At 64.8% G+C, this 10,423-nt stretch carries 14 protein-coding genes; 5 read left to right on the top strand and 9 right to left on the bottom strand.

Annotated features, from left to right (window positions below):
- Window positions 1-231 precede the first annotated feature (231 nt).
- The 4 genes from Q8K99_06835 to Q8K99_06820 form a co-directional block, all read right to left on the bottom strand.
- On the bottom strand, window positions 232-876 hold the full coding sequence (locus Q8K99_06835; GenBank protein ID MDP2182267.1) for a nucleotidyl transferase AbiEii/AbiGii toxin family protein: 645 nt from the start codon (window positions 874-876) through the stop codon (window positions 232-234).
- Window positions 860-1,267 carry a helix-turn-helix domain-containing protein gene (locus Q8K99_06830; GenBank protein ID MDP2182266.1) on the bottom strand — a complete coding sequence of 136 codons (408 nt, stop codon included), beginning with the start codon at window positions 1,265-1,267 and terminating at the stop codon, window positions 860-862. The genes Q8K99_06835 and Q8K99_06830 overlap by 17 nt, the downstream gene beginning before the upstream one ends.
- A gap of 212 nt (window positions 1,268-1,479) precedes the next feature.
- Entirely contained in the window at window positions 1,480-2,508 is a 1,029-nt protein-coding gene (locus Q8K99_06825) for a DUF72 domain-containing protein (protein ID MDP2182265.1), read from the bottom strand.
- Between the two features lie 18 nt (window positions 2,509-2,526).
- The gene (locus tag Q8K99_06820) at window positions 2,527-2,787 is read right to left on the bottom strand and encodes a hypothetical protein (GenBank protein MDP2182264.1); all 261 of its coding nucleotides are present in this window, start codon (window positions 2,785-2,787) and stop codon (window positions 2,527-2,529) included.
- 124 nt (window positions 2,788-2,911) lie between these two features.
- Here Q8K99_06820 and Q8K99_06815 point away from each other — a divergent pair, with 124 nt between their 5' ends.
- The gene (locus Q8K99_06815) at window positions 2,912-3,103 is read left to right on the top strand and encodes a ferredoxin (GenBank protein MDP2182263.1); all 192 of its coding nucleotides are present in this window, start codon (window positions 2,912-2,914) and stop codon (window positions 3,101-3,103) included.
- Window positions 3,104-3,183: 80 nt separating this feature from the next.
- Here Q8K99_06815 and Q8K99_06810 read toward each other — a convergent pair whose 3' ends face one another.
- The 3 genes from Q8K99_06810 to Q8K99_06800 are packed head-to-tail and all read right to left on the bottom strand — an operon-like array spanning window position 3,184 to window position 5,270.
- On the bottom strand, window positions 3,184-3,984 hold the full coding sequence (locus Q8K99_06810) for a toast rack family protein (protein ID MDP2182262.1): 801 nt from the start codon (window positions 3,982-3,984) through the stop codon (window positions 3,184-3,186).
- Between the two features lie 30 nt (window positions 3,985-4,014).
- Window positions 4,015-4,902: a sensor domain-containing protein gene (locus tag Q8K99_06805; GenBank protein ID MDP2182261.1), complete on the bottom strand. Its 888-nt coding sequence runs from the start codon at window positions 4,900-4,902 to the stop codon at window positions 4,015-4,017.
- Complete coding sequence (locus Q8K99_06800) at window positions 4,899-5,270, bottom strand: PadR family transcriptional regulator (protein MDP2182260.1); 372 nt, start codon at window positions 5,268-5,270, stop codon at window positions 4,899-4,901. Before Q8K99_06800 ends, Q8K99_06805 begins: the two co-directional genes overlap by 4 nt.
- 159 nt (window positions 5,271-5,429) lie before the next feature.
- Here Q8K99_06800 and Q8K99_06795 point away from each other — a divergent pair, with 159 nt between their 5' ends.
- The gene (locus tag Q8K99_06795) at window positions 5,430-6,173 is read left to right on the top strand and encodes a hypothetical protein (protein ID MDP2182259.1); all 744 of its coding nucleotides are present in this window, start codon (window positions 5,430-5,432) and stop codon (window positions 6,171-6,173) included.
- 12 nt (window positions 6,174-6,185) lie between these two features.
- Window positions 6,186-6,539 carry a peptide chain release factor-like protein gene (locus Q8K99_06790; protein MDP2182258.1) on the top strand — a complete coding sequence of 118 codons (354 nt, stop codon included), beginning with the start codon at window positions 6,186-6,188 and terminating at the stop codon, window positions 6,537-6,539.
- Window positions 6,540-6,562: 23 nt separating this feature from the next.
- Here Q8K99_06790 and Q8K99_06785 read toward each other — a convergent pair whose 3' ends face one another.
- Window positions 6,563-8,101: a radical SAM protein gene (locus tag Q8K99_06785; GenBank protein MDP2182257.1), complete on the bottom strand. Its 1,539-nt coding sequence runs from the start codon at window positions 8,099-8,101 to the stop codon at window positions 6,563-6,565.
- A 197-nt stretch (window positions 8,102-8,298) separates the two neighbouring features.
- Here Q8K99_06785 and Q8K99_06780 point away from each other — a divergent pair, with 197 nt between their 5' ends.
- Together Q8K99_06780 and Q8K99_06775 are read left to right on the top strand one after the other, a co-directional pair.
- Window positions 8,299-9,135, top strand: coding sequence for a methylated-DNA--[protein]-cysteine S-methyltransferase (locus Q8K99_06780; GenBank protein MDP2182256.1), 837 nt, complete (start codon window positions 8,299-8,301; stop codon window positions 9,133-9,135).
- Window positions 9,132-9,755, top strand: coding sequence for a LysE family transporter (locus tag Q8K99_06775; protein ID MDP2182255.1), 624 nt, complete (start codon window positions 9,132-9,134; stop codon window positions 9,753-9,755). Before Q8K99_06780 ends, Q8K99_06775 begins: the two co-directional genes overlap by 4 nt.
- 34 nt (window positions 9,756-9,789) lie before the next feature.
- Here the strand turns inward: Q8K99_06775 and Q8K99_06770 are convergent, their stop codons facing one another.
- Window positions 9,790-10,101 (bottom strand): hypothetical protein, encoded by a 312-nt coding sequence (locus Q8K99_06770; protein ID MDP2182254.1) that lies wholly within the window; start codon window positions 10,099-10,101, stop codon window positions 9,790-9,792.
- Between the last annotated feature and the right edge of the window lie 322 nt (window positions 10,102-10,423).

Genomic DNA, 10,423 nt, shown 5'->3' with positions numbered 1-10,423 from the left:
CTTCTTGGGAGGCGTGTGCTTGGCCCAGTCGAGCACTATCTCCCGCAGGGTCTCGATCGAGTAGCCGTCAACTCGGCTCTCGACGCGCTCGATGAACTCCCGGAAGCTCAGGTTAGGCGACATCTTCCATCCTCATGGGGTCCTCGGATCCTCCACGCGTACTACGCTATCGGCGCCCTCTGCGACGGAATCTCACTATCGATTCAAGTTCTCGACAGACCACCCGGGCGTTCACCCCAGAATATCATCGAGCAGGGCTTCTGCTTGCTTCGCACAGTACTCGCGGACAGCCCGCCACTCATACGGCACGAGCATGATCGGGTCCGGCTCCAGCTCAGCATCCTCGAAATACGCGAGGCTGTTGAGGATGTGAACCGGGTTGTAGGCGACTGTAGGGAGTTTGCGTTCGAGAGCCCTCATCAGGGTACGGATGTCGTAGCCTGCATGTCCGATGTAGAAGAGGTCGACGAAGTCCTTCCGGCTGCCACGTTGCGCGGCAGCGATGAGCTTCATGCAGCCGATGTCGGTGAGCCCTGCCACAGGTATGCCGAACCGGGTGGGTATGGGCTCCTCAAGCAGCACGTACGGATACTCGGATAGGCTCACGCGCACGCCATCGATCGACCCGACGAACGACCCCTCGCCTTGGCGATCGACGGACACGGCTCCGCAGGCTCCTACCGAGTGACTCAGCCGGACCCAGGACCACGGACGCTCGGTGAACAAGTCGAGGTCCTCGGAGATTCTGTGCCCCAGCTGCAGCGCGGCCCCGGTCCCACCAGCGAGATAGAAGACACCCAGCTCCGCCTGGGTGCCGAGGCATTCGCAAATCCCCGCAGTCGGCGCTGCCAAGACTTCCTCATGCAGTTCGCTCACGGCGTCTCCTGAGAAGCTCTGTCCAGCCAACCTTTCGCCTGTGGGGAAGCGCGCGATCGCGCTCCAGGTACTCGACGATCGCATCCTCGCCATATCGCAGGAAGAGCCAGCGCACCTGATCGGGACGACCGGCGTCGAGGACTCGCCGCATGATGAAGTCCGAGTGGCGCACCTCATCGAGTGTCGAGAGATCCACATCCCAGATCACCGAGGACAAATCGGGCCGCGTCTCGACGCCGGCGAGCCGATCGACCTCGCTCAGAGGGATGAGCATGACGCGCTCAGAGACGCGATTCCCCATCAGCTTGCCCTCGGCGACCCAGTTGCGGATCGTCCTGGGTGTGACACGCAGGATCCGCGCAGCCTCGCGGACTGTGACGTTCGGCTTCATCAGAAACCCTTCAGACTGTGGCTGCAGTATATCACACTACCTGTGCAGTTTCCGCTATTTCCTCATCGGCTATCAACCGGCTATTCGCCCTACCGCACCCGATGGAGCTTCGCGTCCTCGGCGACGTCGCACCAGTATGTCTTGCCGACACGTGGCCATACGCGGACCCGTGAGTGGGCCCGCAAACGTTCTCAGGAAGAACGGGACCGTCTCTAGATGCCGAACCCCAGCTGCTCGCCGGTGTCGTCGTGACCGGCTGACGCGCCCTCACCCTCGCCGGGAGCGCCAGCAGTCTCCTCGGCAGGTACACCGCTCGGCGTGCCGCTCGCCCGCTCCCCGACGACGTCGCCAAGGATCTCGGCCATCTCGCGCGCGTTGCGCGGCGCGTAGTCGTACCTGCAGTTGTTGAACATCGCCCAGGTGTGATCGGCCTCTCCGGCAAGCTCGCGAACGGGCTCGTCCCATTCGGCGAGCTCCTCGGCCGTGTAGAGGTAGTCGAATCGGTCGGCGGCCGATGCGGTGCGGCCGAAGTAGGTGTCGCGATTGCGGCCGTGGAAGCGCACGTAGGCCCAGGCCGAGGTGACCGCCGTGACCGGCGGCATCGTCTCGCGGTGCGCGAACTGAGGCGCGTCCACGCACACGTAGGTCATCCCGCGGTCGCCCAGGAACCGCATCGTCTGCGCGAGTTGGTCGCCTTTCACCCACGAGGGGTGCCGGAACTCGACAAGCATGTGCAGGCCGTCGAGCTGCTCCTGCGCGTACTCGAGATAGTCGAGGTGCTCGTGCAGCCGGTGCTCGTAGGTCGCCGCAAAGTACGGCGGGAACTGCATGAGCACGCCGCCCATCTTGCCGGACTCGCGCAGCGGCTCGAGCTCACGCAGGAAGATCTCGAAGGACGCCTCGACCATCGCAGGCTCGGGATCGCGCACCCGGCTACGGTCGGTGATCTGGTGCGAGAAGCCGCGCAGATCGGGGTGGAGTGCCCGCTCATCGACCTCGTGCTGGGTCATGAGCCCGTAGGCCTTCACGTGAAAGGTGAACTCCGGGGGCGTGCGCAGGACCCAGTTCTCGGCATGTGCCCGCTGCGGGAGTCCGTAGAAGGTGGAATCGACCTCGACGGTGTCGAACCTGGCCGCGTAATAGCGCAGACGCGCTTCCGCCGAGGAGACCCCGCGCGGATACCACCGCTCGATCATGGTCTTGTCGGTCCACGAACACGTGCCGACGACTACGTCACCCATACCGGCAAACTCCTGCAGCTACTCGCCCTCCATCGGAGCGATGTAGGTGATCGCGGAAACCGCGACGGCGATGAAGCCCTGCTTGTCGCCGACCCGGTAGTGCTGGCCGCGCTCGGTGACTTCGCACTCCGACAAGCGCAAGAACTTGTCCGGATAGTGATTCAGGTAGTCCGACAGTCGGAAGCCATCGCCCTGCTGCGGCTTGAATATGTATCCCTTGAAGCTGCGCTCCCCAGTTTCAACGAGCACCCTTATGCGCTGATACTCCTCGCCCGGCATCGCTCCCCCTCCCAGTGATCGATACGCGTGGAGAACATACCACGGTTTCGGCACCTTCCCCAGGGGTAGAAAGCAAGCAACGCGCACAGAGCGTCAGGCGCATCGCCGACCCGAGGAGGCCACGATGAAGACGGTGGTCGATCGAGATCTCTGCACCGGCTGTGGAGTGTGCGAGGAAACCTGCCCCGAGGTCTTCCGTCTGCGCGACGACGGGCTGGCCTACGTGATCAACGAGAGCCCCGAGCCCGAGCTCTACGGCTCGATTCGCGACTCCATCGACCTGTGCCCCGTCGACGCGATCTCTATTCCTGAATAGCTGTTCTGTTCTCAAGGTGCCGCGGGCCCGCCCGCTCGGGGCGAGCCCGCTTCGATCTATCGTCAAGCCAAGGAGCTCATCTAGCGGGTCTCGACCGTGACCTGCCCTGCTCCTCGGCGGATATCCAAGGTGAGCGTGGGTCCGGCCACGCGGTCCTTGTAGGCGTCGTTGACCCACTCGCGCTCGCCGTCACTCGTCATTCCTCGGACATCGTTCTCGCCGATGCCGCCCTCGATCCTCAAGCGGACAGGCACGTCGGCGGGAACGACCAGGCTCAACTCGCCCGCCCCCGTTGTGACCCGGGCGTCGAGATCTCGCTCCCAAAGGTTGCCGGAGAAGTCCATGGATATCTCGCCCGCGCCTGCGTCGAGGCTGAACTCCTCGAGGTAGCGGGAGCCGGACAGGTCCACGTCGATGGAACCTGCGCCCGCGTCGATGGTGAGGTTCTCGAGGTAGAGCTCGCCGAGATCCAGCGTCACGTCGCCCGCGCCGAGGCTCAGGCGCGCATCCATCGGCACACTCTCGTCGAGACTGATGTCCCAGGTGTTGCGGTACTCGCTCCACCACGGGAACCACGAGCGCACGCTTGGTTGCCTCACCTTGAGGTCACCTTCGCGACCGGTGATGTCGTAGTCGACCTCGGGCTCGAGGCGTCCGTCGCCGAAGAAGAACTCGGCGTCCATGAGCTCGCTCGCTCCGCCACCGACCGTCAGGTCGCCTGCACCCATCTCAAGGCGCACGTTGACCCGCTCCGCACCTCCGAGCTCGACGCTCTTGGTGCTCGAGCCGCCCTCCTCCCGGAGGTCGACCCGGGTGCACCCGGTCGCGAGCGCTATCACGGCGACTGCCGCCAGCGCGAGCGCGATCTTCTTGCCTTTCATGACCCTCATCCTTTCCTGCCCTACCGGAACCTAGCGGTTCTCGGAGAAGTTCCCGACCAACATGACCTTCGCGTACCCGGCGTGCAGCCGGCCCACGAGCTTGATGATGTGCAACATCAGAACGAACCCGAGCGCTCCGACCGCCATGACCAGCGGCGCCGCCCACGGCTCGATCAAGTAGCCGTAGCTGCCCATGATGAACATCGGCTGACCTGTCACGAGCTGCGCCACAGGTGCCGCGATCAGAGAGGCACACACGGCTGCGCCCGTGACGATCGTCGTGAAGTAGGTGATACCGAGCGGAAGCTGCAGCGCCATGTAGAGCATCGTCGTCCACGTGCGATAGTCCGTGAGCCACCACTTGATGCGACCCCAGAGGTCCGAGCGTGCCGGGGCAAGCCGCGGCCGCCGCGGCATTCTCTCGCCAAGGAGACCCTCGACGACCCTGCCTTCGGCGAGCGAGATCGCCCGAACGATGGCGAGGAACGCGAGCATCATCGGGACTCCGACGATGAGGATCGAGAGCCCCGCGGACAGCGACAGCCCCGTCACCACGATCGTGAAGTATACGATGCCCGTCACGAGCGAAAGCAACAGGTAGAACGCCGCGCCCCACGCCTGAGGATCCGCGAGGATCCCGAAGAACTTCGCCAACGGTCCGCGGTTGTCGACCCTGGTCACGACGGGCTTGAGTGCCGCTGCAACCTTGACCTCGGTGTCAAGATAGGCCGCCGCCACTTCCTCCGGCGTGCCGTACGACTCCACGATGCGAGCCCATGCGGCCTCTTCGTCGCCCGCGGGCATGCTCGCTGTCTCGTTGCGCAGATACTCCTCGGCGTCGTACAGGGCGTCCTGGACGATCGCGGGATCTGCTCCTGCGAGCCGCGTCTTCAACGAGTTCAGATACTCTTCAATCATCGTCCCATGCCCCCCTTCAGAGCCGAGTCCACGAAATCTCGCGTGCTCATCCATTCCACCTTCCACTGGCCGAGGACCTCCCGGCCGACCTCCGTGATCTTGTAGTACTTGCGCGGTGGCCCCGACACGCTCGGCTCGACCGTGCTCTCAAGTAGTCCGTTGTCGTCCATCGACCTCAGTACCGGGTAGAGCGTCCCTTGCTTGACGGGAATCGCTCCCTCGGCCTTCTCCTCCAGCTGCTTGGCGATCTGGTAGCCGTACAGCGGTTCGGGTGTCTGGTCGAGGATCGCCAACAGCACAAGAGAGACGGTGCCGCCGTTGAGCTCCTTGCGGAACTTGCGGACCATCGCTTCGTCATGCTCGGTCATGGCTTCACCTCTATTCGTGATTGGCAAGCGTTGCGCACTTCGTACCATTACCATCTGCACAATACTACTAACTTCACACTAGTCAACCCCTGATTGCATGGAATCTTGAGAAACTTGGATTGGGTATGCTGTGAGTGACCTACAACGCAAGGAGGAGTCGTGGACCAGAACCCTGCGGGCGCACCACCGGTCACACCTGAGAAGCGCGGGTTCAGCCCTTGGATCATAGTCGCCGTCGTGCTCCTGGTGCTGCTTATGTGCGGCATCCTCGGCACGTTCGCAGCGTGTGCGTTGTTCGTCGCGCGATCGAGCTCCGACTCCGCGACCGAGGCGCCGGTGGAAGCTATCGCGCCCGCACCGAATGCAGCGGACAACGTCGACCTCGCCGAGGTCGACCGCATGCTGCGGCACTTCTATCCCGGCCTCGAGGCGACCGAGTTCGCCACCATCGAGGGGGCCGAGGACTGGGCTGCCTTCCGTGTGATAGCTCGTTCCGACGCGGTCCCCGAGTTCAGGTTCGCGATTCTCGCTGACCGTTCCATCTCCGGCGATATCGAGGGCGCGGGCGACGCCGCGATGTCCTACGTGGACGAGGCGAGCGGCGCCACGTGGGTACACGCCGGAACGGGTCCCTCGGGACTGAAGGCGTTCGTCGGCGGAGACGGCATCATGGGCGGCTCCACGGCCGTCAAGATCATGAAGGACTTCGCGGCGGCTCATCCGAACCTCTACTGCACCGACTTCGAGTACAACAGCAACGTAGATTGCGCGCTGGCAGGCATAAACGCCGAGGATCTCGCTGGCTGGTACGAGGATTACACGACCTGGGCCGCAAGCTTCCACCTCGATCTGCGTGCGGGCGTTTGGGAAGAGACGGGCTTCACCGAGGAGTCCGCTCCGTAGGGCGGGGCCATCGTGGACGACTACCGCATACCCGAGACCGACGAGGCGCTGCTCGCAGAATGCGACGTGCAAGTCTTTCGCTCCTCGGGGCCGGGCGGCCAGTCGGTGAACACGACCGACTCGGCGGTGCGACTCGTGCACCGTCCCACGGGCGTGCGTGTCTCGTGCCAGCGGGAGCGCTCCCAGCTACGCAACAAACATGACTGCGTGCGCCGTCTTCGGCTCAAGCTCGAGGACATGCAGCGTGTGGACCCGGAGCGCAAGCCGACAAGGGCCTCGCGCGCGGCACGCCAACGCAGGCTCGACGCCAAGACGCGGGTTGCCGGAAAGAAGCGGATGCGGAAGCCGCCGGCAGTGGAGGAGTAGGCGGCGAGTCGCGGTGCGCCGCTCTACCGCGAGTCGAGCCGGGAGAGGTACTTCTCGAAATCCGGGTCGCGCGTGAACTCCCTGATGCGCGCCCAGCCGATCGCCAGGAAGGTCACCGGCGCGAACTTGTACTCCACATGGAAGCGCACCCATTGCCTCAGCCGTCGTCGGAATCCAAGCTGCCGCAGGTAGGCGCGTTGCGCGCGGCTAAGTCGCCGGAAACGCGCAAACGTGCCGCGAAGCGCGGCTGCGACGACGCGGCGCAGTGAGTAGAAGCGCCGGTACTGCTCCGCCATCAGCTCCTGCATCTCGCGCGGCAGCATCTTGTCCGGACGAAGAACGACGTGCATCCCGTCGTAGAGTGAAAGGTCCTCGGCAGCGTCGAACATGATCGCCCCGCGGGCCTGGTGCTCGGCGGTCCGTTTGGTTCCCGGCAACGGCGTCTCGAATAGGTACTGCAGCGAGGTGACATACCGGCGGGCGTACTCGCCGTTGCGGCGAACGATCTCGCGTGTGTCGCCCGGCAGCGCCATGAACATGCCGTGCACGAGCAGGCCGTAGCGTCGCATCGCCCGCATCGCCCGCGCCATGGCCGTGCTGTCGACCTTCTTGTGCAGCTCCTCCAGGTTCCCGTCGTCCGCCGACTCGACGCCGATGCACACGACGGTGACGCTCGCAGCCCGGCGCAGCAGCCGCAGTAGCTCGCGATCGAGGCGCCCGTCGCGGGTGAGCACCGCGTCCGCGCGCATCTGCGTAACGAGCATCCGCGCAAACCCGCGCTTGCCTGCCGCACGCAAGAACTCCTTGAAAGCGGGCTTGTTGGCTGCAGCGTTGTCGTCAATCAGGAACGCCGTGGGGTATCCGGCCTCCTGGGCTTGCACAAGCTCCGCAAGACTGTTCTCGTCGCTGCGCGTCACGTAGCGCGGCCAGATCTCGCAGACTTCGCAGAAGTCACACCGCTCGGGACAACCGCGCGTCCGCCAGACCGGAGCGACTGACGCGCGCTTCCCCTCGTGGATGAGCGAGCGATCCACGAGGGGAAGCGCGTCGAGCTCCTTGGCCGTGAGCTGCCGCGGCGGCGGGCCCTCGAAACGCCTGCCGGACCGCTCCCACACGAGGCCGGGGATGTCCCGGAGCCGTTCGGCGGTCTGCCCGCACAGCACGCCAAGGAGTCGCGGAAGCGTATGCTCGGCCTCGCCGCGCAGCACGTAGTCCGCGCCCGCGTCGATGCTGCGATCGGGATCGCATGTGGGCTCGGGGCCTCCGAGCACGATGATGGCGTCCGGATTGACCTCGCGGGTCCTGGCAACGAGTTCGCGCGTCCTTGGCAGGGTGCATGTGATCGCCGAGAACCCGACGACTTTCGCCGTGCGGATGAACTCCCAGTCGATGGAGTCCTTGCCGCTGATGTCCTCGATGAAGGCACGGACGTCGTAGCCGGAGTCGCGGACTACCGTCGTGAGCAGGGCTGATCCTCGGCCCATCGCCACATGGGAGTAGATGTTGAGCCCAGGGGAGCCTGCCTCGATGATCGCGACCCGCTCCCTGTCTTGACCTGTCATGAGTCAATCGCCTCGCGCAACGCGGACCTGCGGGGCACTCGTGCCGCGGCGAGTCGCCGGAGCAGGTGGCCCCTGGGAAGTTAGTGCCCGCGTGGGGCCAGCGGCTAAACGCCGTGACGACCGCAAGAATCGGGTCGCCTCCCTTCGGACGTGCCTGGTAGTGTGGCACGTGGCCCGAACACGACGGAGAGCATCCGATGATCAACGACTACGAGCGCATCAAGAGCGCCATCATCTACATCGGAGAGAACACCTCGGCCCAGCCGACACTCGACGATGTTGCTGCGCACGTAGGGCTGAGCCCACATCACCTGCAGCGCCTCTTTCGACGTTGGGCTGGCGTCAGTCCCAAACGCTTCCTCCAGCACCTGACCGCCAGTCGAGCCAAGGACCTGCTGCGAGACTCGGCACCGGTTCTGGACACCGCGTTCGCGATCGGCTTGAGCGGGTCCGGGCGACTGCACGACCTGATGGTCTCCACGGAGGCGGTGACCCCCGGCGAGTACAAATCGCACGGTGAGGGGATCGAGATCCGCTATGGAATCCACGAGACGCCGTTCGGGCTGTGCCTGATCGGCGTGACCGCCCGCGGCATCTGCGCATTGCGGTTCCTGGACCCGGTCGACCACGCGAATGCGATCGCCGAGCTTGAGCGCGAGTGGAAGCGCGCCAGCCTCATCCACGACGAGGGCGCGACGCTCAGGTTCGTGGAGCGTATCTTCCAAGGAGCCGCAACAGCCTCCGAGCCGCTACCGCTCCTGCTGAAGGGCACCAACTTCCAGCTCAAGGTGTGGGAGGGACTCCTCCGTGTGCCTGAAGGCTGCCTCATCTCATACGGCGATCTTGCGACGCGGCTCGGTATGTCCTCGGCCACGCGTGCCGTCGCAAGTGCCGTCGGAGCCAACCCTATCGCCTACGTGATCCCCTGCCATCGCGTACTCAGGTCGACCGGCACCCTCGGCGGTTATCGCTGGGGAATCGAACGCAAGCTGGTCGAACTCGAGTATGAACTCGCGGCGGGAGGTGCCCGGTGAACGTATCGCTTGTGGCCACGCTCACGTTCGCCCTCACCATGACGTTCAGTCCAGGCCCGAACAACATCATGAGCACTTCCCTCGGCATGATGCACGGATACCGCAAGGCCCTGCCTTTGATCGCCGGCATTGTCTGTGGATTCGGGATCATCATGCTCCTCGGCGCGGTCGCCGCCACGATACTGCTTGGCGTGGTACCTGCAATCCAGCCGTTCGTGAAGTATGTCGGGGCCGTCTACATCGTGTGGCTTGCGTGGATCACCTGGTCGCACCGACGTGATTTCGGCGCCGGTGGAGGCGCCGCGCTGACCCGAACGCAGGGATTCCCGGGCGGCCTTGCTCTGCAGTTCGCCAACCCCAAGGCCATCGCATACTCGCTCGTGATGTACTCGACGTTCTTGGCGGGGATAGTGCGCGACATCCCTCTGGTCGCCCTGAGCGCGGTTGCGCTCGCCGGCGTGACTTTCGCGGCGACATCGACATGGGCGCTCGCCGGGGCGGGAATCCGCGTGTGGCTCAACTCGGACCGTCGCCGCGCGATCGCTGCTGGCGTCCTCGCGGCGGCTCTCATCTGCACTGCAGTCGAACTTGCGGGCCTCCCCGCGCTCGTCTTCGGCTAGCCAAGGAGCCGTCGACCGCCGCGCACTGGCAGGGCTAGCGACCGCCCCGCGAGTAGCTGCGCTTGGGCGGACGCGTGCCGAGTTGCCGCCAATCGGTCTCGGGCATGTCGACATGGTAGTGCTCGGCAGCCTTGCGTATATTCTCGAAGGCGAGGTCCCGATCCTCGTCGGACACGTCGTCGAACTGCGCGAAGTTGGTGATAGCATCGCGCACGTGGGCGGCGCCGGTAAGCGGTCCTTTGCGTTGCTGCGGGAACGCGAATGCCGAATCGGGAAGCTCGCGCTCCTTCGCCTCTGACAACTTGCCATGCGTGTCCCGACGTCGCCACGTTGCATTGCCTGCCATCGCGAACCCCTGTTCCCGGACCTGCTTCTGGACACAACCCTGTCGGGTCTAAAGATACCGCACGCTGGCCGCTTCGAATCGCCATGGGAACGCGGACGGCCGGCAACGTCGCTTCACCTCCGGCAAGATCGCGGAAGGTGGAAAGCCCTTTCGGAGTCCCTGAGGCGGACTCCTCCGGGGTCTTCTGAGTCACTGGTGGGCCATCGTGGACGAGTTTCGAATGCAGTGAGCGAGCCGTCCGTGTCTCGAAAGACAGAGGTCCCGAACCGGATGGCTCGGGACCTTCATCCAACCAGTTGGACGCGGGACCCGCAGGCCTCGG

It is taken from the genome of Actinomycetota bacterium (assembly GCA_030682655.1).
GTDB lineage: Bacteria > Actinomycetota > Coriobacteriia > Anaerosomatales > JAUXNU01 > JAUXNU01.
Note: the sequence above shows the minus strand (reverse complement) of the source record. Positions and strands in the feature narration are given on the sequence as shown.